This is a genomic window from Paraflavitalea sp. (assembly GCF_059502485.1).
The window spans coordinates 2,361,515-2,385,943 of record NZ_JCACET010000010.1 but is presented as its reverse complement, the minus strand read 5'-3'; the positions used below and the strand labels follow the sequence as shown (position 1 = coordinate 2,385,943).

Sequence of the window (24,429 nt, the reverse complement as noted above, 5' to 3'; positions counted from 1 at the left end):
GTAAATGAATAATAAGACAGGAAGGAAATTGGAAACGGGATATATATTTAGGGGAGGGTAATGTTCGATAGGGCTCCAATTGCCGACATGCACTTTGTCACTGACCAAAAATAAATGTCCATCCCATCACAGCGCCTCCCTGAAAAGCGGTATTTTTTCTGGCATAATAACAATTTTGTGTACAAAAAAGCCCACAACAGCAGTTGCAGGCTTCAACAATAAAAAAAGTGTTAGCAATAATTTAATGCGAATGGTATAAATACAGTTAGGGCTACAGCTTTTCCGCAAATTCTCTGATTGTCATGAAGGTGGTATCGCCACTAAACTTCATCTCCTTTAATTGCTTATACAAACTATCCTTCCCGGAAACTTTCTTGATCGAACCCTTGGAGAAAGAAAAAATAAAATACTGTTCAAAATAAGGAGTCTGATCCTTATCAAAGTCTGTTTTACACTTTGATCCAACGAAATACGATCTGTCAAAAATGAATTTGTCAAAGTAAGGAGTCAAAAGCTGAACACCCCCGCCTGCGTCGAAATCAGTTTTACCCTTTTCACTGCAAATACCGCCATATACAGTCTCATCGACACAATTGATCGCATAAGGATAAACCAATGGAAATCTCCACCAGTCATATATGCCCCGGTGCGTATAAAATGCTTTAGGAACAGTTCCTTTATAAATGGCAGGTTCGTACGATTTTAAAGTATCCAAAAGATCAATAGGCGCTTTCTTTTCAGTAATAACAGCATCGGCCTTCTTATCATCCTTTGTTAGCCAGTTGCAGGAAAAAGCAAAAAAAGAAATGAATACGATGAGGAGAGGTTTCATATCCCTCAAATATATACAACACACACAGTAAATAAAACAAAAGCGGCAACATCAGTCACCGCTTTTAATTTTGTTGGGCTATACTTATTTTATTAGTTAAGCTGCTTCAGTATGCTTCTTATAGTTATCAAGGATCGCCTGCCAGCCTGCCTGTTGCATTTCAACAGAGTGAGTATCCTCTGCGTCGAAAGTTTCTATTACATGAGTCTCATTACCCTTGTCTTCAAAAACAACCTTCACCTTCCTGCCATCGCCCATAGTATATTCGATCAGCTTATGCTCGGTTACAGCGTCATAAATGCCACCAAAATCGAAGCTAAAGCTACCGTCTTTAGCAGCCATAGTGGTAGAGAAAGAGCCGCCCACGCGCAGATCGTTAGTAGAAGCGGGTGCATGCCAGTCGGGGGAAGCAAAAGCCCATTGCTTGATATGTTCAGGTTCGTTGAAATAAGTCCAGGCCTTAGCTACAGGAGCTTTAACAGTTGTTTCTACGGTGATGGCTGTTCTTGCTTTTGTTTCCATGATTTTACTTTTAGATAAGATGAGTGATTATTTGTTTATTTGATAATGCAAACATACACCCCATTATAAAAACAGGTAAGTGGCAAAAACGACAAAATGGAGGTGCTTTGCGACTAACTCGTTTTCACTACAGCCAGCCCTCTGTAAGTAGCCACATCATAATATTTCCCATTCACATGAGAATACCCCGATATACCCAGCAACACAATATAAGGAGCAGTAGCTGATGGCGCAGACACTTCAAATGATAACTCATCCAGCTTACCTGGATAAGTTATCATGTCACTGGCGGCAATCTCTTTAACAACACGGCTCTTGGCAAAATTGGGATACAACACAACCACATGATACCGGTAATGCGTCATCCCCTTTACATCCGTAGTAGCAGGAGGCACAACAAGCCCAACAGAAACCTGCAGGCTCTTCGCCGCGCGTTCCACGTTTACCGAATACCTGGTCCCAAGAATGTTGGCCAGTTTACACTTGGCATCACATTCCAGTCCCAGCAACATGCTCACGTGAGGTTTTAAACCCTCCTTGGCACGTTTAAAAAAGAGCGACAACAACCGCGACCACAAAGTGCCGTCACGATACTCATCCCGCAAAGTTTCAAAAATAATTTTTGCTTCACCGTTACAATCCATGAGCGTGTCCTTACATGCCTCCATAGTAGCATTGAGAGAAATGGGAGTGTAGGTACCTCGCTCTGCGCGAACATGATCCCCGTAAGCACGGCTGTTCACGTGCGTTAGTCCACCAAGAGTTCCTTGAAGCTTAATAGTGGTAGATAAATTCCTGGCCATAAGATAAATGATTAAAGGTTATAGAAATGGTTGAATAGAAAGATTCATCCATTACCTAAGATAAATAAAAAAAATTAACCATACAAGTTTACAGAGACCTTTTAGAGATATTACAGAGAGTTTATAGAGACCTTATAGAGACTTTGACCCGCATCAACCCTACACCTGTTCCTAACCTCCCCTGGGGCCGACAAGTAGGTCGCCTGTGGACCATCTCCCTCCCGTAGCACACCATTCTTACGATCCCCAGAGCCAGCCCTGTTAGTTGTAAATGATTGATTAGTAGTAGATAATATCTCCCTTTCAACCTATTGACCCAGCCAGCCTATCAACCCTCCCCCTGTCAACTTATCAACCTATAAACTTTTCAACAGTCAGGAATCCAAAAAAATATGGTTTCCCTTTAATGGTCTTTTCCAAAACCCCTGTCCTTCTATGCGTAAACGGTAGAACACAACATGGAAAGACCAGAAAACATATGGTTCCTGATGTCCCGCAACCTGAGCGGAGAAGCCACGCCGGAAGAAAAAGCAGCGCTCATGGAGGCTCTGCAACAACAGCCGGTACTCATGCAGCAATATGAATTATTGCAGCGCCTGTGGAAGCCCGATCAGGTGGGCGGCACAGAAGAAGTAGCTACCAGGATCAACAATATCCTGCAACGCTCCGCACAGGAAACCCCGGCAATAGACGAACAACAACAGCCGGTTCCACGAATACCCCGGGCAGCCCGCCTGCTGAAACTCACACGTTGGGCAGCAGCCATTGCAGGCGTAGCCCTGGCCGTTTGGTCCTGGTCTTCTATAAATAACAATAAGCACAAAGAAGAAAATGAGGTCATCGCCAAAAAAGGAAGTAAGACCCGCATGCTGCTGCCCGACGGATCCACGGTGTGGCTCAATGCAGGCTCAGGCATTACTTACGATCCCGGTTTCAGTGGCAACACCCGCGAAGTGACACTACAGGGAGAAGCCTACTTTGATGTGGTAAAAATGCCCGGCAAACCATTTATAGTACACGCAGGCAATATCAACATCAGGGTATTGGGCACAGCCTTCAACGTAAAATCATATACAGAAGAACCAAACGTAGAGACCACCCTCATACATGGGCTGGTACAGATCACCCGCACAACAGACAAGCCGGGACAAGCCCAACCCATTTATTTACGTCCTAACCAAAAGATCGTATTACCTAAAAATATTACCACGTCTGCCAGTGAAGAGAACACAGTGTCGCAACAACCGGCTACTGTAAGCGCAAAGGAGACAGGCATTATTACACTCGATAGCAACCTGAAGGCAGAAGAGCGGTTCGAGACTGCCTGGATGTACAACCGCCTGGAGTTTAGAGGCGACCGTTTTGATGAATTGGCGAAGAAGTTGGAACGCTGGTACAATATCACCATCCACTTCGAAGAAGAACAGGCACGTACACTTGTATTCAATGGCTCACTCGAAACAGAAACCGTGCAGGAAGCATTCAGGGCCTTATCGATCGCCGTTCCCTTCCAATTTGAAATAAAAGGAAACGAAGTCTTTATACGAATAGCTAAAACTACCGAATGAGAAAATTAGGAAAGATCCGAAACAGGGAACCTGCCGAAAAAATAATCGTAAACTATAAATAATCAGCAACCACTGCCGATTGTCGACTGCCGATTGCCGTCATTCAGCAACCATTGCCGATTCACGATTGCCCATTGCCGAAAAAGGAACGGAGAATGTTGCAGCATTCCCCGTTCAGGCCATAGGTTAAAAACTGGTGTACTCTTTCTGCTTGTCGCGGAAGGAGAATTTGTTAACCCATAACGATCACTAAAGTATGAAAAGTTCGCTAACGGGGCGACAACGCGCCCTGCTTTCCAAAGCACTGCTTGTTATGAAATTGACTACTTTCTTGCTTATTGTCTTCACGCTCAACGTGTCAGCTACCGGCTTCGGTCAGGAAAAGCTCAACTTCCGGTTCAAAAAGACCGAAATAGCCGGCATCCTGAGCAGCATCGAAAAAGCAACCAATTACAGGTTCCTTTACAACGACCAGCTCCGCAACATCCGTCAGAAGGTAAACCTCGATGTGCAGGATGCCAGCATCCGGCAAACACTCGATCAGCTCCTGGCAAAAACAGGTCTCATGTACCTCCTGATGGAAAACAACCTGATCGTCATCAAAGAAAATGCGGTATCGGCAAAAAAAGACCTCATCACCGGAAAGATTACCGATGATACCGGTGTGCCGCTATCCGGCGTATCCGTAAAGATCAAAGGAACAGAAAAAGGAACTACCACCAACGATCAGGGTATTTTCTCCCTCGATGCAGACGACGATGATATCCTCGTGTTTTCCTCCATAGGCTACGACCCACAGGAAGTAAAAGTGGGCAACAAAAAAGACATCAGCGTAGCAATGACATCAGTAGCCAGAAGCCTGGAAAACATAGTTGTCATTGGTTATGGCCAGGTAAAAAAGCGCGACCTTACCGGGGCAGTAGTATCCGTCAAGAGCGATGAGATCAAAAAAGTACCCTCCGGCAATGTGCTCGAAAGCCTGCAGGGTAAACTACCCGGTGCAGATATCATGCGCTCCAGCGGATCAGCCTCTGCCAATGTCAGCATCGTTATCCGCGGCAACCGTTCACTGATGGCGAGCAACGCACCCTTGGTGATTGTGGATGGTATACAATACAATTCTTTCCAGGACATCAACCCCAACGATATCCAGTCACTGGAAGTATTGAAAGATGCTTCCTCCACAGCCATCTATGGTTCCCGCGGAGCCAACGGTGTTATCCTCATTACCACAAAGCGTGGCAGCAGCGGTAAACCGAAGATTAGCGTCAACTCTTACTACGGACAATCAGACGTATCGGCATATCCGCGTTACATGAATACGGAAGAATACAGAGCATGGAGAAGAGAAGCCAACCGCAAGATCGATCTGGCAGGCATCAATCCCAATGGCACTTGGTCCAGCCCTGCTAATGATGCCCTGCTGTTCAGTGCCGAAGAACTGAAGAACATTGGCAACGGCGTCAATACAGATTACTCGGATAGGCTCTTGCACCGCGGTAGCCAGCAGGAACACCAGGTAGGTGTTGCTGCCGGAGGCGATAAAACCAAAGTATACCTTTCCCTCAACTATTATAATGAGAAAGGCCTCCTCAAAGGTGATGAGCTGAAACGCTACACAGGCCGCATGAACGTAGACCAAACCTTGGGCAAAATTGCCAAAGCAGGCATGCAAATGCAGCTCACCTATTACGATGTGGATGTACGCGCCAACCCAATGGACGAAGCGAGCAAGGTAGCCCCTTGGTCACTGCCTTATGATAGCGCCGGCAATATTATACTGTTCCCGGTCAACGATCAGGCCCGCTGGAACCCACTGGCCGACGAACTACCAGGCATCGCAACAAACAATACACTGACCACACGCACGTTGGCAGCCACCTACCTGGAGTTGACACCTTTCAAAGGCATTTCATTGAGAAGCAACCTCGGCTTTGTGTTCAACGATATGCGGCAAGGCGCATTCTTTGACCTCAACTCCATGTCACAGCGAGGACAACGCTCATTGGGTTTAGGCGTAGCTACCCGCGGACGAAACATCAACTGGGAGAACATACTTACCTATAATAAACAAATAGGAGACCACAACCTCACACTCACAGGCATCACCACCTTCCTCGAGATCAGCAATGAATTTGTACAGGCGCAGGGCAACAAACAAATATTGCCATCACAACTATTCTACGCCCTGCAAAACACCACAGAAAACCTGGCCATCGCCAGCGGGTATACCAAAGAGAACCTGATATCCTATGCAGGCCGTGCCAACTATTCCTTTAGAGGCAAATACCTCGCTTCATTCAGCATACGCACAGATGGATCATCCAAACTGGGCACCGGCAACAAGTGGGATGTGTTTCCGGCAGCAGCCGTGGCCTGGCGCCTGAGCGATGAGCCATTCATGAAAAACATCAGCTACCTCAACGACCTGAAGCTGCGCGTAAGCTACGGCATCACAGGTAGCGATGCCATCACGGCCTATCGCACGCAATCCACACTGATACGCATCCCCAATTCATTTGGAGATAACTCGGCATTGGGTTTCACATTCAGCGATACCATCGGTAACCCCAACCTGCAATGGGAAAAAACAAAAGCCCTGAACCTTGGTTTTGATTTCGGCCTCTTCAGCAATCGCCTCAGCGGTAGCATTGATCTGTACCAAACAAAGACCACAGACCTGCTCACCCTCCGCAAACTGCCCGCTTCGTCAGGCGTATCCGCCACCTTCGACAATGTGGGCAGCACACAAACAACAGGTATCGACATCAACCTGAACGCAGCCATCATTCGCAAGTCCGATATCAGCCTCAACGCTGGTGTTAGTTTCTTCACAGCTAAAGAGAAGATTACAGAACTGGTGGGCGGCATCGACGATGTCCTCAACGAGTGGTTCATCGGATATCCTACACGCGTAGCATACGACTTCAACAAAATAGGCATCTGGCAAATAGCCGATTCTGCATTGGCAAAACTATACAACCAAAAGCCAGGAGACATTCGCGTGGAAGACATGGGCAAGAAAGACACCATCATCAGCGCCATCAAAGACCGCAAAGTAGTAGGACAGCTCGTGCCCAAATGGAATGCAGGCCTCAACATCGACTTCCGGTACAAAGCCTTTGACCTGAACGTCTTTGTTTTCGCACGTATGGGACAAACGATCGAATATGCCTACAATAGCCGCGTGCACCTGCCTGGTCGGGAGAACGGAGCAGTGGTAAACTATTGGACGCCCGAAAATGCCTCCAACGATTTTCCGCATCCGCGCACCAGTAGCTCATTCGCGGCCTTGCCATACTCATCTACGCTGGCCTACGAAGACGGCTCCTTTGTAAAGATCAGGAACATCACACTCGGATACAACCTGCCCAAGACAGTACTCAACAAATTTGGCGTAAGCAGTATGCGCTTTTATGTAACCGGTAGGAACCTGTTCACCTTTTCAAAGATCAGCGAATATGATGTAGAACGCGGTGGCGCCCTCAACGATCCAATGACCAAACTCGTAGTAGCAGGCGTTAACGTAGACTTCTAACCAACTAAAAAGATTATTATGAAACGCATTCCCATATACCTGTCGGCCTTCACAGCCATACTCCTGCTGGCCACAGCTTGCACCAAAAAACTGGAAGAGTACAACCCCGGCGGACTCACAGCCGATGTAGTATTCAATACACCAGCCGGATTTGAAGCCGGCGTAAGCGCAGCCTACAGCTACAACCGCCACCTCTGGGGCAAGGAAGCAGGCTACCATCTATACGAAGCCTCCAGCGACCTCTGGATGAGTGGAGTAGACGATCCCAATACCGAGCTCACACAATTCACGAGCGGTCTCAACTCCAACAATGCTATCCTCACGGCCAACTGGCAGCGCTTATATTCAGTAGTCAACCTGTGCAATGCTTTGATCAAACGCGTTCCACAATCAGGCTTGACAGATAACCTCAAGAGCATCCGCGAAGCAGAACTACGCATGCTGCGCGCCTGGTATTATTACACCATCGTCGAGACCTGGGGCGGCGTTCACTTCACACTCGAAGAAACACAGGGACTTGTCAATACAGCCAACCGCAAACCGGTCGATACATTCTACAACCAGATACTGAATGATCTGCGCTTTGCAGCAGCGCGGCTGCCCAATACCACTCCGGATAATGGCCGTGTCACCAAACCAGCCGCAGAAGCATTCTTGTCGAAGATGTTCCTCTATGTCAACAAGCCCGACAGCAGCTATTATTACGCCAACCGTGTAATGACACAATACGGTCTGCAATTACAAACCAGCTACGCGGCACTCTGGAACATGAACAACCAGATCAATAAAGAGATCATCTGGGCAGTCAACTACAGCACCAACCTGGCAATAAACGATTTCCAGGGACCAGCCGGTGCAATAGTCTACCCCGGCGGCCACCCTCGTGGAGCACACAATGGCCACCTAATGTTCCTTCAGAAATATGATGTGCGCCCAGGCTTGGTCAGAGATGTTATCTATGGCCGGCCCTTCAGCCGTTACATGCCCACCCGCTTCCTACTCGATCTGTTTGATGAAACCAAAGACAGCCGTTATGCGGCAAGCTTCCAGGATATTTGGTTCAGCAACAGACCTACCGCCACAACATACGAGCGCACATTGACAACAGGAACAAAACAAAACTTCACCCTCAATCCCGGCGACACAGCACACTGGATGCCCAAAGGCACAGTGACGAATGAGTTTAGGGATAGCCGCAAATATGAGATATTCGATCGCGCCAATGTTTTCAATGCCAACGGCACACCGAGAAACACATCCAACTTCATTTCCCTGAAGAAATTCCTGGACCCCACCCGCCCCAGCGTAGCAGAGCAGCAAAGCGCACGCGATGCCGTGATCTTCCGTCTGTCGGATATTATACTCATAGCCGCTGAAGCGAAGATTCGTATGAATGAGCCCGCGGCCGCAGCCACCTTGATCAATGAGGTCCGCCGTCGCGCAGTCATCACGGGACAGCCCACCAATTCATTGGACATTACCCCGGCGAATGCTACCATCGATTTCGTGTTGGATGAGCGCGCCCGCGAACTGGCCGGCGAACAATGGCGCTGGTTCGATCTGAAGCGCACAGGCAAACTGGTGGAGCGCGTAACCCAATACAACCCACAAGCGGCCCCCAACATCAAAACATACCATACTATACGGCCCATTCCGCAAACACAGATCGACGCCGTAGTCAACAAAACCGAGTTCACCCAAAACCCGGGCTACCAGTAAACGTATCCACGCAAAGGGAGAGGGAGGAGGAAAGGTATTCACTCGCTCGCCTCTGGCGAGTGAGGGTATTTTCAAGCCTCCGGCTTGAGGCAACGCAAACGAAGAGAAACGAAGCGAACGAAGCCAAACGACGCAAACGAAAACGTGTCAAAAGGCATTCAGCCCCAACGGGGCTACAGCTTCGTAGCAGAGAATTCATAAAAGGTATTCAGCCCCATCAGGGCAACACATGAGAAGATCAAAAGCTTGGTTTAGACGGAAACCTTGAACAACCAACAAACGGCCGGCGCCCGGACTAACCACCCGGGAAGCCGGCCACTTTTAAACAGTAGCGAATCTCTCTTGTGTCATTTCGAACCCTGCCACACGCACCTGCCACCACAGCCGGTATACAGGGTGAGAAATCTGCTATCGAAGCAAAAGGAATATTAGAGTTATCGATCGGCCATTCTTATTGCCCTGAGCCACCTGCACATTGTCGAAGTTTGCAGGTATAGACGGTTTCTTGCCGCCTTAACGCCTTCCCGGCGAATATTGAGAGAATACGTCTTCCCCCGAAATCCTTTTCGGCAACGTTTGCGTAAAAAAACAATGGAAATGAGTTCGTTAATAATAAATAACTGTTTAGACTTGTACCTGAACCAGGGCGCAAAATGCCCTATAGGGACCCTGTCCGCGCCCCTCAAATTAAATTATTGATGCATATTATTCGTGCGATTGACTTGACTACTATGAAAAAGATTTGCTTCCATACAACACTCTTGACGATCCTGATTGCCGCCTTTTCACCCACTACGGCCCAGGTATTGCCTAAAATTGAGCAACCCACTTTCAAAAAAGACACATTCAACATTGCCAGATATGGCGCTGTTGCCGACGGCGTCACCATCAACACCACCTCCATCAACAAAGCAATCGACGATTGCAGCAAGAAAGGTGGGGGAGTAGTATTGGTGCCGGCGGGATTGTGGAACACGGGACCGGTAGTGCTGAAAAGCAATGTAAACCTCCACCTGCAAAAAGGGGCGGTACTGCAGTTCAGCGACGATTTCAACCAATATCCGCTGGTAGAAGGCAACTGGGAAGGATTACCACAAATGCGCAACCAGTCGCCCATATCCGCCCAGGGCCAGCAAAACATTGCGATCACAGGCAGCGGCATCATCGACGGTAATGGCGATGCGTGGCGCATGGTGAAAAAAGAAAAGCTCACCGAAAGCCAGTGGAAAAAGCTGGTAGCTTCCGGAGGTATCAGCACGGACGGACGCACTTGGTACCCCTCGCAAAAAGCACTGAAAGGATCACTCCTCAAAAACCCCGGCGTCATAGAAGCAGGCAAAACAGCCATCTTCTATGACTCAATAAAAGACTTCCTGCGCCCCAACCTCCTGGTAATCACCAAATGCAAAAAGATACTCCTCGAAGGAGTCATCATACAAAACTCACCCGCCTGGTGCCTGCACCCCTTGATGAGCGAACACCTCACGGTGCGCAACGTCACCGTTAAGAACCCTTGGTATGCGCAGAACGGCGACGGCATCGATGTAGAGAGCTGTAAAAATGTACTTATCGAGAACTCCACATTCGATGTGGGCGATGATGCATTATGCATGAAAAGCGGTCGCGATGAAGCAGGTCGTCAGCGCGGTATGCCCACGGAAAATGTGATCATCCGCAACTGCATCGTCTACCATGCCCATGGCGGATTTGTCGTAGGCAGCGAAATGAGTGGCGGCGCACGCAACATTCACGTCACAAATTGCACCTTTATAGGGACCGATATTGGCCTCCGCTTCAAAACCACCCGCGGCCGGGGTGGGGTAGTAGAGAATATCTTTATCAAAGACATCTACATGAAAGATATTCCCGGCGAGGCCATCCTGTTCGACATGTACTACATGGCCAAAGATCCGATCCCGCTGAACGGAGAAAAAAGAGAAGCACCCAAAGTAGAGATGTTGCCCGTAACAGAAGCTACACCCGTATTCAAAGACATCTATGTAAACAATGTAGTATGCAACGGCGCTGAGAAAGGCATATTCATCCGGGGCCTGCCCGAAATGCACATTAAGAACATTAAGCTCGAGAACATGGTTTTGCAGGCGAACAAAGGTATCGACTGCAGCGAGGCCACCGGCATTACATTCAACAACATTAAGCTCATCACCAAAGAAACCAACCCGGTAGTAGACGTACTCAACAGCGATAACCTGTCATTCAACAAGATCACCTACCGGGATGGAACAGAACTACTGTTCCGCATTGGCGGCGACCGCACCGGTAAAATTGCAATCACTAACACCGATGCATCCAAAGCCAAACAAAAAGTCCAATACGAGTTCGGCGCCTCCGAAAAAAGCGTCACACTGAAATAATTAACCAAAGACTTCTTACCATATCATGTATATGAATATTAATAAACGCACTTGCCACTCATTGCCGATTGCCGACTGCCGATTGTCGATTCTTACAGTTGTGATCACACTTATCATGTTTACGAACCAGTCAATCGCCCAAACCTCCACCAAACTCACCAGCACACCCGCTATACGCTGGTCACAGGAGATGACAGCTACAGCCATGAAAATATGGAGCGATTCATTTGCCCTTACCCCAGATAGACCCGCCCGCTGGTCCTACGACCAGGGCGTCATCCTCAAAGGAGTAGAAGGCCTTTGGAATGCAACAGCCAACGCCCGCTACTTCGATTACATCCAGCGCAGCATGGATTTCTTCGTACAAAAAGACGGCACCATCAAAGGCTACCGCCCCGATGAATACAACATCGACCACATCAATAACGGAAAGTTGATACTCTTCCTCTACCGCGTAACCGGACAGGAGAAATATAAAAAAGCGGCCGACTTGCTGCGCAACCAGCTCCGCACCCATCCCCGCACATCCGAAGGAGGCTTCTTTCATAAACAGATATACCCCAGCCAGATGTGGCTCGATGGTCTGTACATGGGTCAACCATTTTATGCCGAGTATGCTAAAATATTCCACGAGGATGCAGCCTTCGATGACATCACCCGCCAGTTTGTGATCATGGAGAGCCATGCGCGCGATCCTAAAACAGGATTGCTGTACCATGGATGGGATGAATCGCGCCAGCAGAAATGGGCCAACAAGACCACAGGACTTTCACCCCACTTCTGGGGCCGCGCCCTTGGTTGGTACGGTATGGCGATGGTCGACGTATTAGACCATTTCCCCGCTAAGCACCCCGGTCGTGATTCCATCATTGCCATCCTCAACCGTTTTGCAAAAGCGGTAGTGAAAGTACAGGACCCAAAGTCAGGAGTATGGTACGATATAGTAGACATGCCCAATGAAAAAGGCAACTACCTCGAAGCATCCGCATCATCCATGCTCATTTACGCACTGGCAAAAGGCATGCGCAATGGCTACCTGCCAGCCACCTATCTGCCCGCTGTACAAAAAGGATATGCAGGCCTCGTTAAAACATTCATCGAAACAGATGCCAACGGACAAACCAACCTCAAAGGCACAGTAAAAGTATCTGGCCTTGGCGGCAACCCATACCGCGATGGCAGCTTTGCCTACTACATGAGCGAGCAGGTCATTGTCAACGATCCGAAAGGAGTGGGAGCCTTCATCCTCTGCGCAGATGAAGCAGAGATGCTGCCAACCCTGCCATTAGGTAAAGGCAAGACAGTGGTCCTCGATACCTGGTTCAACAACGAGTGGAAGAAAGATGCTACAGGAGCACAAGTGCGCCACCACTATACCTGGGACGACAAAACCTACGGAGGCTTTGCCATGCTGGGCGACATCTTCCGCATCCACGGCATGAAGACCACTTCACTCGAAACAGCGCCCACAGCCCAAAACCTCAAAGGCGCTTCCATCTATGTGATAGTAGACCCAGACACGAAGAAAGAAACAACCGATCCACACTTCATACAACCACAGGATGTAAAAGCTATCAGCGATTGGGTAAAAGCAGGCGGCGTATTACTACTGATGGGCAACGATTCAGGCAATGCAGAGTTTGAGAACTGGAACAAATTGGGCGCAGCCTTTGGCATCCATTTCAACGAGAACAGTCTAAACCGCGTACAAGGCAATCAATACGAGCAGGGAGCGTTTTACCCTACAGCACAGGATGCCATATTCAAAACATCGAAGAAAATTTACATCAAAGAATACAGCAGCCTGGAATTAAAAGCGCCAGCTACCGCCGTTTTCAAAGACGCGAGCGGTAAAGACATAGTGATGGCTGTAAGCAAATATGGAAAAGGAACAGTATTCGCTGTAGGCGATCCCTGGTTCTACAATGAATACGTAGATGGCAGAAAACTGCCCGCCGAATTCGAGAACTATAAAGCCGCTACAGATCTGGTAAAGTTTTTAATCAGTAAAACAAAATAACCCTAACCCTGCAACCCGAACCGTGAAACCTGAAACTTGTAACCTGTGACCTGAATCCTGTAACCTGTAATAAAAAACAGAAATCCCGAACATAAACGTGCAAGATGAACCTGTCAAAGAAAACAATTGATCAGATTAAAGCAGCAGGCATCAACCAGCCTGCCCCCGGTTATTTTGAGCTGCCCGAAAAAGTATTACAATTTGGAACCGGAGTACTGCTGCGTGGGTTACCCGATTACTTTATTGACAAAGCCAACAAACAAGGCCTGTTCAATGGACGCATCGTAGTCATAAAATCTACGGGCAATGGAGCCACAGACGCCTTTGCCGACCAGGATGGCCTCTACACACATTGCATACAAGGCATTGAGAACGGTAAAAAAGTAGAAGAAAAAATACTGAACGCATCCATCAGCCGGGTACTGGCCGCCAAAAGCGATTGGGACGAGATATTGAAATGCGCCGCCAATCCCGATATGCAGATCATCATCTCCAACACTACGGAAGTGGGGATCACATTGGTAAAAGACAATGTACACGCTTCGCCACCCGAGTCATTCCCGGGCAAGCTGTTGGCCTTCCTCTACCAGCGCTTCAAAGTATTCCAGGGCGACGGCTCCAAAGGAATGGTCATCATCCCCACCGAGCTGATCCCCGACAATGGCAAAAAGCTGGAAGCCATAGTCTTGGAATTAGCCCACCAAAACGGTCTGGAAACAGCCTTCCTCGATTGGCTCGAAACATATAATTATTTCTGTAACTCACTGGTCGATCGCATCGTGCCCGGTAAACTACCGGCCGTTAAGCACCAGCAAATGGAAGAAGACAACGGCTACCGCGATGAGCTCATGATCATGTCGGAAGTATACAGTCTCTGGGCCATAGAAGCTGATAATGACCGCGTTCGCGATATCCTCTCCTTCAGCAAGGCGGATGCGGGCGTGGTAATTGCCCCCGACATCAACATTTTCCGGGAGCTGAAATTGCGTTTACTGAACGGTTCACATACCTTTAGTTGCGGGCTGGCCCATTTGGCGGGCTTTGGCACAGTAAAAGAGGCGATGGACGATGCCACATTTACATCCTACATCGGCACCCTCATGCAGCAGGAAATGGTACCAGCTGTAGCCAGCGAAACCATCTCCGTATCCACTGCCAAAGACTTTGCATACAAAGTACTGGACCGCTATCGCAACCCATACATCGAGCACCTGTGGTTGAGCATCACAGTACAATACTCATCCAAGATGAAGATGCGCAACGTACCCTTGCTGCTCCGCCACTATGAAAAAGCAGGCACCATACCTGAATACATGTCCCTCGGATTTGCCGGGCACCTGCTATTCATGAAGTCTGTCCGTGGCGATGATGGCAAATACTATGGAGAATACAACGGAAAGAAGTATCTTATAAATGACGACAATGCGGCATACTATGCAGAGAAGTGGGAAGAGAATGAAGTGCCCGCATTAGTACAGAAAATATTGAGCGATACAACCTTCTGGGGAGAGAACCTGGCCAAACTGCCCGGCTTCGCAGAAGCAGTAACCAACAAGCTCGACAACCTGATAAAAAAAGGCGCCGCAGCCGCCATGAAAAACCTGCAAACCGACGGCGTCACAGCCTGACGAACCATGTAGAATGAATGTTTGTTTTAAGTAAGGAATAAGGAGTTTTACAGTCGCCAGCCTCCGGCTAGTGACGTTATTTGTTAGCCTCCGGCTAACGTCAAAAAAAAGATAATGAAGCAGATCGTATTGAAAGTGCACCCGAAAGACAATGTGCTGGTAGCTTTACAAGACCTCACCAAAGGACAAACCATTCCCTATAACGGCAGCCAATACACCCTCGTGGAAGATATTCCTGCCAAGCACAAGTTCGCAACAGAAACATTGCCAATCGGCGGAGCCGTAACCATGTATGGTGTACTCATCGGAAAAGCAAAAGAAGACATTCCGGTAGGCGCTCGTATCTCAACTTCCAACCTGAAACACGCGGCAGACGAATACCAACTGTCCGATCAACGCAGAACGAGTTGGCAAATTCCCAATATCGGCCACTGGAAGGAGAAGACCTTTAAAGGCTTTCACCGCGCCGATGGCAGCGTAGGCACCGGCAACTACTGGCTGGTAGTACCCCTGGTATTCTGTGAGAACCGCAACGTAGAAGTGTTGAAAGAAGCCCTGCTGGAAGAATTGGGATACGCACGGCCAAAAAAGTATAATGATTTGACAAAACAACTGATAGACGCATATCAGAAAGGATATAATATTGACACCGTAGAATTCAAAGAGCCTGCGTCTAACGACGGACAGGCAGCACGTCATTTGTTCAAGAACGTAGACGGCATCAAATTCCTGTCCCATGAAGGAGGATGTGGCGGTATCCGCCAGGACGCACAAGCACTGTGCGGACTGTTGGCCGGTTACATCACCCATCCCAATGTGGCAGGAGCTACAGTGTTGAGTTTGGGTTGTCAGAATGCCCAGGTCACCATGCTGCAGGAGGAGATCGCAAAACGGTTACCCAACTTCAGCAAGCCACTCTACATTATGGAACAACAGAAAGTAGGGCTGGAAACAGACCTGCTCGCACAGGCAGTAAAGCAAACCTTTGCTGGCCTCGTAGAAGCCAATAAAGTTACCCGTCAACCAGCACCACTCAGCAAAATATGCATCGGACTGGAATGCGGAGGATCAGATGGCTTCTCTGGCATTTCCGCCAATCCGGCTATCGGCTACACATCCGATCTGCTGGTAGCACTGGGAGGATCGGTAATCCTTTCTGAGTTTCCGGAGTTGTGTGGCGTAGAACAGGAGATGAGCGATCGTTGTACCACGCAGGACAGTGCTAAAAAGTTCATTGACCTTATGCGCACCTACAATGCCCGCGCAGTGGCAGTAGGTTCCGGCTTCGATATGAACCCTTCACCCGGCAACATCAAGGATGGCCTTATTACCGATGCCATCAAATCAGCAGGCGCAGCTAAAAAAGGCGGCACCTCACCCGTTACCGATGTACTCGATTATCCGGAGAAGGTTACCAAGCCCGGCCTTAACCTGCTGTGCACACCCGGCAACGATGTGGAATCGACTACTGCAGAAGTTGCTTCCGGCGCCACGGTAGTATTGTTTACGACGGGTCTGGGAACACCTACTGGCAATCCGATTGCACCGGTAGTCAAGATCGCCAGCAACACAATACTGTTCAATAAAATGCGCGACATCATTGATGTCAATGCAGGAACCATCATCGAAGGAGAAGAAACCATAGAACAATGTGGAGAGCGCATCCTCGATTACATCGTTAAAGTAGCCAGCGGAGAAACCATCGTCAGCGCCGTTCGTCACGGTCAGGACGATTTCATCCCCTGGAAGAGAGGCGTATCATTATAATTAAAGACAACGAAGAATATGAAGAATTTCTTAGACGAAAATTTCCTGCTGCACACGAAAACAGCACAGAAGCTATACCACGATTATGCGAAGAGCATGCCCATTATAGATTATCACTGCCACCTGCCACAACAACAGATAGCAGAAGATAAACAATTTGAGAACCTTACCCAGATATGGCTATACGGCGACCACTACAAATGGCGTGCGATGCGCACCAATGGCGCCGACGAAAAATATTGCACAGGCAATGCCAGCGATTACGAGAAATTTGAGAAGTGGGCAGAAGTCGTACCCTACACATTGCGCAATCCGCTGTACCATTGGACACACCTCGAATTACAACGCTACTTTGATGTACACAAAGTATTGAGCCCTTCCACCGCGAAAGAAATATACGACGAGTGCACAGCAAAACTCCAGACACCAGAGTTTAGCGTACGCAACCTGCTCCGTAAAATGGATGTAAGAACCGTATGCACTACCGACGATCCCGTCGATACGTTGGAATACCACGCTCAACTCCAGGCTGAGCGTTTCGAAATACCGATCCTCCCTGCCTTTAGGCCAGATGCAGCAATGAACGTAGACAACCCTGTTAACTTCAATAATTACGTGAGCAAGGTAGAGAAGGCGGCAAACGTTTCCGTAAGCTCCCTGAGCGATTACCTCACTGCATTGAAAAAACGCCACGACTTCTTTGCAGCCCACGGCTGTAGCGTGTCCGACCACGGCCTCGAAGAAATATACGCAGAAGACTACACAGAAGCAGAACTCAACACTATATTCGATAAAGTACGCAGTGGTAAAACATTGGAGCTGACAGAACGCAAGAAGTTCAAATCAGCCATGCTCGTCACCTTTGCAGAATGGGATTGGGAACGCGGCTGGGTACAACAATACCACCTCGGCGCCCTCCGCAACAACAACAGCCGCATGCTCGGCCAGTTAGGACCCGACACTGGTTGGGATTCCATTGGAGATTTCCCCCAGGCAAGAGCACTGTCCAAATTCCTCAACCGCCTCGACACCGATGACAAGCTCACCAAAACCATCCTCTACAACCTCAATCCGGCCGACAACGAATTGATGGCAACCATGGTGGGCAATTTCAACGATGGCTCCACAGCCGGTAAGATCCAGTGGGGCTCAGGCTGGTGGTTCCTCGACCAAAAAGATGGCATGACCAAACAAATAAATGCCCTATCCAATATGGGATTGATAAGCAGATTTGTAGGCATGCTCACCGATTCAAGAAGTTTCCTTTCATATCCGCGACATGAGTATTTCCGTCGTATCTTGTGCAACCTGTTTGGGGACGAAATAGAGAACGGAGAATTGCCCAACGATGTTCCCTGGGTAGGAAAAGTGATACAGGATATCTGTTTCCACAACGCCAAGAACTATTTCAACTGGCAGCACGTCGAAAAACAATCACTCATTACAGAAAAGATATTTTAAAGCGGATACATCAACCATGGCAGTATTGGACTTCTTCAACCTCAAGGGCAAAACAGCCCTCGTAACAGGATGTAACAAAGGCATAGGAAAAGGAATGGCATTGGGCCTTGCAGAAGCAGGCGCCGATATCATTGGCGTTTCAGGTTCCCTCGAGCTCAGCGGCAGCGACATTGAAAAACAGGTTACTGCTCTCGGCAGGAAGTTCAAAGCCTACCAGGCCGACCTTTCCGACCGCACAAGCCTCTACGCCTTCGTTGAAAAAGCCAAAGCAGAAAACCCGCAGATAGATATACTCGTCAACAATGCCGGCACCATTATGCGTAAACCCGCAGCCGAGCATCCCGATGAATACTGGGACAAGGTAATGTCCATCAACCTCGATGCACCCTTCATCCTGGCAAGAGAGTTTGGAAAAGACATGGTAGCCCGTGGTAGTGGCAAGATCATATTCACCTGCTCACTCCTCACGTTTCAGGGCGGTATCAATGTACCATCCTACGCATCTAGCAAAGGAGCCTTGGGTAGCCTGATCAAAGCATTGGCCAACGAGTGGGCAGCCAAAGGAGTGAACGTAAATGGCGTGGCGCCCGGTTATATCGCTACCGATAACACCGAAGCATTACGCAACGATCCGGTACGCAGCAAGTCGATCCTCGATCGCATACCAGCCGGCCGTTGGGGCGAAGCAGAAGACTTTAAAGGAGCCGTTGTGTTCCTCGCATCCGATGCCTCCTCCTACGTCAACGGCACCATCCTCACCGTCGATGGCGGCTGGATGGGAAGATAAATAGCATGTCACGCTGAGCTTGTCGAAGCGCTAACAAAGAAATCTTGAAACTATAAACATGGAGATACGTTTTCAAAATAGCCCGAAGGAAACCAGCCGCATGAACACCAAAGAACTGCGGGAAAATTTTCACATTCCTACCCTCATGCAGGATGACAATGTGAACCTGGTATACTCACACTACGACCGCGTCATCATTGGTGGAGTAAAACCCTTCAGCAAAACAGTCGAACTGCCTAATCATACCGAGCTGCGCGCCGAATACTTCCTCGAGCGCCGCGAGCTGGGCATCATCAACGTAGGCGGCAACGGCACAGTAGAAGCAGATGGTACTAAATACACCCTCAGCAAACTCGATTGCCTCTACCTGGGCAAAGGAATAAAGAAAGTATTATTCAGCAGCGACGATAAAAACGCACCGGCAGTATTTTTCCTGCTGAGCGCTCCGGCACATCACGCCTATCCAGCTAAGAAATTAACGAAAGAAGAAGCGTCACCGGTAGAGCTGGGCGATCAGACAACAGCCAACCGCCGCACCATCTACAAATACATCCATGCAGATGGCATACAAAGCTGTCAGCTGGTAATGGGACTTACGGTATTGAGCAGTGGCAGCGTATGGAATACCATGCCGCCCCACACACATACCCGCCGCATGGAAGCCTATTTCTATTTCGATGTACCCGAACAACACCGGGTATTCCATTTCATGGGAGAACCAACAGAAACAAGACACCTGTTGGTAGCAAACCATGAAGCCATCGTATCACCACCATGGTCTATCCATTCCGGTTGCGGTACATCCAACTATTCCTTCATCTGGGGAATGGCCGGTGAGAACTACACCTTCACCGATATGGATGCTGTAGCCATCGCCGACATTAGATAAAACGATATTTAGTAGCATATATGAAAGGAACTGTATTTTGTTTTGGTGAACTACTACTGCGCATGTCGCCTGTGCTCGACAGAGCATGGATACAGAGCAATACCATGCCCGTGTATATTGGCGGCGCAGAATTGAACGTGGCTACGGCATTGGCGCGCTGGAAAATACCAACGAGGTACAGTACGGCATTACCCGATAACTACTTATCCAAAGAGATTCGTGACGAGGTCCAGTCTAAGAACATCGATACATCAGCCTTTTATTTTTCAGGCAGCCGGGTAGGCGTCTATTACCTGCCCCAGGGCATCGACATGAAAAATGCAGGCGTTATCTACGATAGAGCTCATTCCTCCTTTGCCGAATTGAAACCCGGCATGATCGATTGGGACACCATCCTGAAAGATGTAACCTGGTTCCACATGAGCGCCATTAGCCCGGCCCTCAATGAAAATGTAGTAGCAGTCTGTAAAGAAGGAGCCGCTGCGGCATCAGCCAAAGGCATTACAGTATCCATCGACCTGAACTACCGCGCCAAGCTATGGCAATACGGCAAAAAGCCGGTAGAAGTAATGCCCGGGCTGGCGCAATATTGCGATGTCATCATGGGCAACATCTGGGCAGCCAACAGCTTGTTGGGCATCCCTGTTGATCCCGAGATACACATCAACGGTAAGAAAGAAGATTTCCTGCAACACGCCATAAAGACTTCAGAAGCCATACAACAACAATACCCCAAATGCAAAGTAGTCGCCAATACATTCCGCTTTGATCACGGAGATGGTGGCATTTTGTATTACGCTTCATTGTACACGGGAGATAAGCTATACAGCACGACTGAGTTGATAGCGAACAAGATCGTCGATAAAGTAGGCAGTGGCGATTGCTTCATGGCAGGGCTCATCTATGGCCTTTACCATCAGCAGCAACCCCAGCAGGTCATCGATGTGGCAGGTAGGGCAGCATTCGGAAAACTGATGGAAAAAGGAGACACCACCAGCCAGGATATGGAAACCATTATTGCACAATTAAGCAAGCATAGCTGATATGGAAGGAATAATCAAGAAAATTGCGGAACAAGGCATGCTGCCATTATACTTTCATGCCGACCCATCCGTAAGCGTGGAAGTATTGAAAGCATTATACGCAGCAGGCATTCGTGCCGTAGAATATACAAACCGTGGCGAGGCCGCGCTGGAGAATTTCAAACTGTTGAAGGAAACCCGTGATCGCGAACTCCCCGAGATGCTGCTCGGCATAGGTACGATCAAGCGTAAGAAAGACGCCAAAGCATTCATGAAAGCCGGTGCAGACTTTATCATTGCACCCGGCATGATAGAAGAAGTGGCCGAAGCAGTGCACAAAGAAGAAATGCTGTGGATTCCCGGTTGCATGACACCCACAGAGATCATCAAAGCCGAAGAAGCAGGCGCCAAACTCGTAAAGCTGTTTCCTGGCAATCTGTTAGGACCTGCTTTTGTAAGCGCCATCAAAGAACTGTTCCCCGACCTGTATTTTATGCCTACCGGTGGAGTGGAAGTAAACAAAGAGAACCTCACAGGCTGGTTCAAATCCGGTGTAGTAGCAGTAGGCATGGGCAGCAAGCTCATCACCAAAGACATTCTGGAAAAGAAAGAGTACGAAACACTCATCAATAAAACGAAAGAAGCAATCGCCCTTGTGCAGGAAGTGCGTGGATAAGAAGGGACCTCGTATAAACAACCAATTCTAAATCCCAAATCCGGAATCCGGACTAAAAAAACGATCATGCAGCAAGCCATAGGGAAATACAGGTGGACCATTTGCGGACTCTTATTTTTCGCTACCACCGTCAACTACCTCGACCGGCAGGTATTGAGCCTTTTACAGCCACGCCTGGAGTCGATGTTCAACTGGTCAAGCAGTGACTATGCCAATATCGCTGCCGTGTTCCAGTTTACCTACGCCATCTTCATGCTGTTTGCTGGCCGCATCATCGATAAGCTGGGCACAAAAAGCGGTTACGCCTGGGCCATCGTTATCTGGTCCATCGGCGCGATTATCCATTCACAGGCCGAACCTATTGGTAAAGCAGTAGGTGCTGTTGTAGGAGCTGCTGGTGCATTCTCTGTAATAGGATTCATGGTATGCCGCGCGGTGTTGGCACTGGGTGAAGCAGGTAACTTTCCCGCAGCCATCAAAGCAACCGCCGAATACTTCCCCAAAAAAGAACGCTCATTCGCCACGGGTATCTTTAACTCCGGTGCCAACGTAGGTGCTATACTTGCACCACTTACTGTGCCTTGGATCGCCGACCATTGGGGTTGGGGAGCAGCCTTCGAGATCATCGGGGCCGTTGGGTTCCTTTGGTTGATCTTCTGGCTATTCCTGTATGAAAAACCCGAAAAACAAAAAAGACTCTCGGCAGCAGAGCTGAAATACATACAAACAAACGAAGAAGAGAAATCAGTTGCCCCTGAAGCTACAGACGATAAAAAAGTATCATGGTTCAAATTGCTTACCTATCGCCAAACCTGGGCGTTTACCTTCGGTAAGTTTTGTACAGATGGCATCTGGTGGTTCTTCCTCTTTTGGCTGCCTGCATACCTCAAAGCACAGTACGGTATGGTAGGAGAGTCGATCCAGTTACCATTGGCAGTCTGCTATACATTCGCAATGATCGGTAGTATCGGCGGAGGTTGGTTTCCCATGTACTTCATAAAGAAAGGATATGCCGCTTACGATGCACGTATGCGTGCCATGCTCCTCATTGCAGTATTCCCCCTCGTAGTATTACTGGCACAGCCATTAGGCTATATCAGTTTTTGGATGCCAGTATTTTTTATCGGTATCGGTACCGCAGCACACCAGGCTTGGAGCGCCAATATCTTCACCACAGTGTCAGATATGTTCCCCAAGAAAGCCATAGGTTCCGTGATTGGTATTGGGGGTATGGCAGGTGGATTAGGTGGCGTATTGGTTACCAAGATCGGAGGCTGGCTCTTTGATGCCTATACCCATGCAGGTATCGCCAGGTCATGGGTCGACGCAAAAGCCGCTGGTCTCGGAGAGTTTGTTGACAAGATACTGGCAATGAACTTGGTTACCAAAGCAGGCGATAAAGTCGACATACATGCAAAAGCATTGTCCAACATATCTAAAGATGTAGTAGAACAGGTAAGATCAGTAGACACTGTAGCCTTCGAAAAATTCCTGCAAATACAAAAACCACTCGTACAAGCTGAAATGGCAACAGCTTACACGATCATGTTCACAATTTGCGCCTTGGCTTATTTATTCGCCTGGTCTATTATGAAATTACTCGTACCGAAATACAAACCAATCACAGACCTGTAAAACATACGCAACGAATAATAATAAAAGCGGTGACATCGAAAGGTGTCACCGCTTTTACATTAAATATCGAAGTGAACGGTATTCTACACTCGCTCGCCTCTGGCGAGTGAGCCTATTGCTGGGCCTCTGGCCCATCGAAGCAAACGGAATTGCCCGGCCCTTTAGGGCCGGGGTTCCAAACCCCCAACCCTCACTTTGGGCTTTAGCCCAATTATAATTCGTGTCACTTCGAAACAACCTTCAACCCCACAATCGACCCAATCAACAAAAAGATAAAAAACATACGCCAGAAGTCCGCAGGCTCCTTATAAAGCGTAATCCCCATGATCACAGTACCCACCGCACCAATGCCAGTCCACACGGCATACGCCGTTCCAATAGGAATATGTTGAATAGCCTTATTAAGCAAAAGAAAACTCGCCACAATACACACAAAAAAAGCACTCGCCCACTTGATATTGGTGAAGTTGTTAGACAGCTTTAAACAAGTAGTAAAACCGACCTCGAATAACCCTGCGATAATGAGTATGATCCACGACATAGCCTTGCATTTTAGACCGCAAAGGTCGGCTATAAGCGCAGGAAATTTTTTAACATAAGATAAGAAAGAATATCAACGCAGCTCAGCTCGTATCCTGCTGAGCGTCACTTGCGTCACACCAAGGTAAGAAGCAATATAACCAAGCTGCACCCGCTGGATCAGCTCGGGATTACTGTCCAGCAGATTTTTATACCGCTCTGTAGCAGGTTGAAATTGAAGACCGATAAAACAGGATTCCGTTTTTACGAGCTCTTGTTCGGCGAGCTTGCGCCCCCAGTTAGCCAGTTCAATATGCGTGTCGAAGAGATGACGAATTTCGGAGTGAGAGATACTATAAACGATAGAGTCCTCCAGCAACTCCACAGTTTCATAGCCGGGCTTGTCTGCCACATAACTGTTGTAAGAAAACACGACAGCGCCCTCCGCCCCAAACCAGAAAGTGATCTCCTTATCCTCCCGGTAACAATAAGCCCGTGCGATACCCTTTTCTACAAAGTATAGCCTTTGCTCTACACGCCCTTCCCTTAGCAGTACATGATTTTTAGGAAGCTCCTCCGCCACCAGCAAACCAGTCAGCTCTTGGAACACTGGCTCTGGCAGCGGATAGATCCTTTGAATATGCTCAACAACAGTTTTCAATAATTTT

General features: G+C 48.4%; 18 protein-coding genes. 13 read left to right on the top strand and 5 right to left on the bottom strand.

The window, feature by feature from the left end; all coding sequences use genetic code 11:
• Positions 1-271: 271 nt before the first annotated feature.
• The 3 genes from AC5JBY_RS26710 to AC5JBY_RS26700 form a co-directional block, all read right to left on the bottom strand.
• Positions 272-832: a hypothetical protein gene (locus AC5JBY_RS26710; protein WP_495907732.1), complete on the bottom strand. Its 561-nt coding sequence runs from the start codon at positions 830-832 to the stop codon at positions 272-274.
• 96 nt (positions 833-928) lie between these two features.
• The gene (locus AC5JBY_RS26705) at positions 929-1,354 is read right to left on the bottom strand and encodes an SRPBCC family protein (RefSeq protein WP_495907731.1); all 426 of its coding nucleotides are present in this window, start codon (positions 1,352-1,354) and stop codon (positions 929-931) included.
• Positions 1,355-1,467: 113 nt separating this feature from the next.
• Positions 1,468-2,157: a hypothetical protein gene (locus AC5JBY_RS26700; RefSeq protein WP_495907730.1), complete on the bottom strand. Its 690-nt coding sequence runs from the start codon at positions 2,155-2,157 to the stop codon at positions 1,468-1,470.
• 458 nt (positions 2,158-2,615) lie between these two features.
• On the opposite strand from AC5JBY_RS26700, the gene AC5JBY_RS26695 reads away from it, so the two are divergent.
• From AC5JBY_RS26695 to AC5JBY_RS26635, 13 genes are all read left to right on the top strand, one after another.
• Positions 2,616-3,725, top strand: a complete 1,110-nt coding sequence (locus tag AC5JBY_RS26695; RefSeq protein WP_495907729.1) for a FecR family protein — start codon at positions 2,616-2,618, stop codon at positions 3,723-3,725.
• A gap of 256 nt (positions 3,726-3,981) precedes the next feature.
• On the top strand, positions 3,982-7,263 hold the full coding sequence (locus AC5JBY_RS26690) for a TonB-dependent receptor (protein ID WP_495907728.1): 3,282 nt from the start codon (positions 3,982-3,984) through the stop codon (positions 7,261-7,263).
• 18 nt (positions 7,264-7,281) lie between these two features.
• Positions 7,282-8,982 (top strand): RagB/SusD family nutrient uptake outer membrane protein, encoded by a 1,701-nt coding sequence (locus AC5JBY_RS26685; RefSeq protein WP_495907727.1) that lies wholly within the window; start codon positions 7,282-7,284, stop codon positions 8,980-8,982.
• 731 nt (positions 8,983-9,713) lie between these two features.
• Positions 9,714-11,357, top strand: coding sequence for a glycoside hydrolase family 28 protein (locus tag AC5JBY_RS26680; protein ID WP_495907726.1), 1,644 nt, complete (start codon positions 9,714-9,716; stop codon positions 11,355-11,357).
• 31 nt (positions 11,358-11,388) lie between these two features.
• Positions 11,389-13,377, top strand: a complete 1,989-nt coding sequence (locus tag AC5JBY_RS26675) for a glycoside hydrolase family 88 protein (RefSeq protein WP_495907725.1) — start codon at positions 11,389-11,391, stop codon at positions 13,375-13,377.
• 104 nt (positions 13,378-13,481) lie between these two features.
• Positions 13,482-15,005: a tagaturonate reductase gene (locus AC5JBY_RS26670; protein ID WP_495907724.1), complete on the top strand. Its 1,524-nt coding sequence runs from the start codon at positions 13,482-13,484 to the stop codon at positions 15,003-15,005.
• Positions 15,006-15,119: 114 nt separating this feature from the next.
• On the top strand, positions 15,120-16,772 hold the full coding sequence (locus AC5JBY_RS26665) for a UxaA family hydrolase (RefSeq protein ID WP_495907723.1): 1,653 nt from the start codon (positions 15,120-15,122) through the stop codon (positions 16,770-16,772).
• Between the two features lie 18 nt (positions 16,773-16,790).
• A complete protein-coding gene (gene uxaC, locus AC5JBY_RS26660) occupies positions 16,791-18,233 on the top strand; it encodes a glucuronate isomerase (RefSeq protein ID WP_495907722.1) in 1,443 nt (480 codons plus the stop codon).
• A gap of 16 nt (positions 18,234-18,249) precedes the next feature.
• Positions 18,250-19,020 carry an SDR family oxidoreductase gene (locus tag AC5JBY_RS26655; protein ID WP_495907721.1) on the top strand — a complete coding sequence of 257 codons (771 nt, stop codon included), beginning with the start codon at positions 18,250-18,252 and terminating at the stop codon, positions 19,018-19,020.
• 58 nt (positions 19,021-19,078) lie between these two features.
• Positions 19,079-19,909 carry a 5-dehydro-4-deoxy-D-glucuronate isomerase gene (gene kduI, locus AC5JBY_RS26650; protein WP_495907720.1) on the top strand — a complete coding sequence of 277 codons (831 nt, stop codon included), beginning with the start codon at positions 19,079-19,081 and terminating at the stop codon, positions 19,907-19,909.
• A 20-nt stretch (positions 19,910-19,929) separates the two neighbouring features.
• On the top strand, positions 19,930-20,952 hold the full coding sequence (locus AC5JBY_RS26645; protein ID WP_495907719.1) for a PfkB family carbohydrate kinase: 1,023 nt from the start codon (positions 19,930-19,932) through the stop codon (positions 20,950-20,952).
• Position 20,953: 1 nt separating this feature from the next.
• A complete protein-coding gene (gene eda / locus AC5JBY_RS26640; RefSeq protein ID WP_495907718.1) occupies positions 20,954-21,607 on the top strand; it encodes a bifunctional 4-hydroxy-2-oxoglutarate aldolase/2-dehydro-3-deoxy-phosphogluconate aldolase in 654 nt (217 codons plus the stop codon).
• Positions 21,608-21,673: 66 nt separating this feature from the next.
• The gene (locus tag AC5JBY_RS26635) at positions 21,674-23,242 is read left to right on the top strand and encodes an MFS transporter (RefSeq protein WP_495907717.1); all 1,569 of its coding nucleotides are present in this window, start codon (positions 21,674-21,676) and stop codon (positions 23,240-23,242) included.
• A gap of 223 nt (positions 23,243-23,465) precedes the next feature.
• Here the strand turns inward: AC5JBY_RS26635 and AC5JBY_RS26630 are convergent, their stop codons facing one another.
• Both AC5JBY_RS26630 and AC5JBY_RS26625 read right to left on the bottom strand, forming a co-directional pair.
• Positions 23,466-23,783 (bottom strand): DMT family transporter, encoded by a 318-nt coding sequence (locus tag AC5JBY_RS26630; protein WP_495907716.1) that lies wholly within the window; start codon positions 23,781-23,783, stop codon positions 23,466-23,468.
• Positions 23,784-23,855: 72 nt separating this feature from the next.
• Entirely contained in the window at positions 23,856-24,422 is a 567-nt protein-coding gene (locus AC5JBY_RS26625; protein ID WP_495907715.1) for a Crp/Fnr family transcriptional regulator, read from the bottom strand.
• Positions 24,423-24,429: the final 7 nt, after the last annotated feature.

What these genes read in the sequence shown, in the direction of transcription:
- AC5JBY_RS26710 (WP_495907732.1), bottom strand. Translation starts at nt 832, where the DNA reads ATGAAACCTCTCCTCATCGTATTCATTTCTTTTTTTGCTTTTTCCTGC.
- AC5JBY_RS26705 (WP_495907731.1), bottom strand. Translation starts at nt 1,354, where the DNA reads ATGGAAACAAAAGCAAGAACAGCCATCACCGTAGAAACAACTGTTAAA.
- AC5JBY_RS26700 (WP_495907730.1), bottom strand. Translation starts at nt 2,157, where the DNA reads ATGGCCAGGAATTTATCTACCACTATTAAGCTTCAAGGAACTCTTGGT.
- AC5JBY_RS26695 (WP_495907729.1), top strand. Translation starts at nt 2,616, where the DNA reads ATGGAAAGACCAGAAAACATATGGTTCCTGATGTCCCGCAACCTGAGC.
- AC5JBY_RS26690 (WP_495907728.1), top strand. Translation starts at nt 3,982, where the DNA reads ATGAAAAGTTCGCTAACGGGGCGACAACGCGCCCTGCTTTCCAAAGCA.
- AC5JBY_RS26685 (WP_495907727.1), top strand. Translation starts at nt 7,282, where the DNA reads ATGAAACGCATTCCCATATACCTGTCGGCCTTCACAGCCATACTCCTG.
- AC5JBY_RS26680 (WP_495907726.1), top strand. Translation starts at nt 9,714, where the DNA reads ATGAAAAAGATTTGCTTCCATACAACACTCTTGACGATCCTGATTGCC.
- AC5JBY_RS26675 (WP_495907725.1), top strand. Translation starts at nt 11,389, where the DNA reads ATGAATATTAATAAACGCACTTGCCACTCATTGCCGATTGCCGACTGC.
- AC5JBY_RS26670 (WP_495907724.1), top strand. Translation starts at nt 13,482, where the DNA reads ATGAACCTGTCAAAGAAAACAATTGATCAGATTAAAGCAGCAGGCATC.
- AC5JBY_RS26665 (WP_495907723.1), top strand. Translation starts at nt 15,120, where the DNA reads ATGAAGCAGATCGTATTGAAAGTGCACCCGAAAGACAATGTGCTGGTA.
- uxaC (WP_495907722.1), top strand. Translation starts at nt 16,791, where the DNA reads ATGAAGAATTTCTTAGACGAAAATTTCCTGCTGCACACGAAAACAGCA.
- AC5JBY_RS26655 (WP_495907721.1), top strand. Translation starts at nt 18,250, where the DNA reads ATGGCAGTATTGGACTTCTTCAACCTCAAGGGCAAAACAGCCCTCGTA.
- kduI (WP_495907720.1), top strand. Translation starts at nt 19,079, where the DNA reads ATGGAGATACGTTTTCAAAATAGCCCGAAGGAAACCAGCCGCATGAAC.
- AC5JBY_RS26645 (WP_495907719.1), top strand. Translation starts at nt 19,930, where the DNA reads ATGAAAGGAACTGTATTTTGTTTTGGTGAACTACTACTGCGCATGTCG.
- eda (WP_495907718.1), top strand. Translation starts at nt 20,954, where the DNA reads ATGGAAGGAATAATCAAGAAAATTGCGGAACAAGGCATGCTGCCATTA.
- AC5JBY_RS26635 (WP_495907717.1), top strand. Translation starts at nt 21,674, where the DNA reads ATGCAGCAAGCCATAGGGAAATACAGGTGGACCATTTGCGGACTCTTA.
- AC5JBY_RS26630 (WP_495907716.1), bottom strand. Translation starts at nt 23,783, where the DNA reads ATGTCGTGGATCATACTCATTATCGCAGGGTTATTCGAGGTCGGTTTT.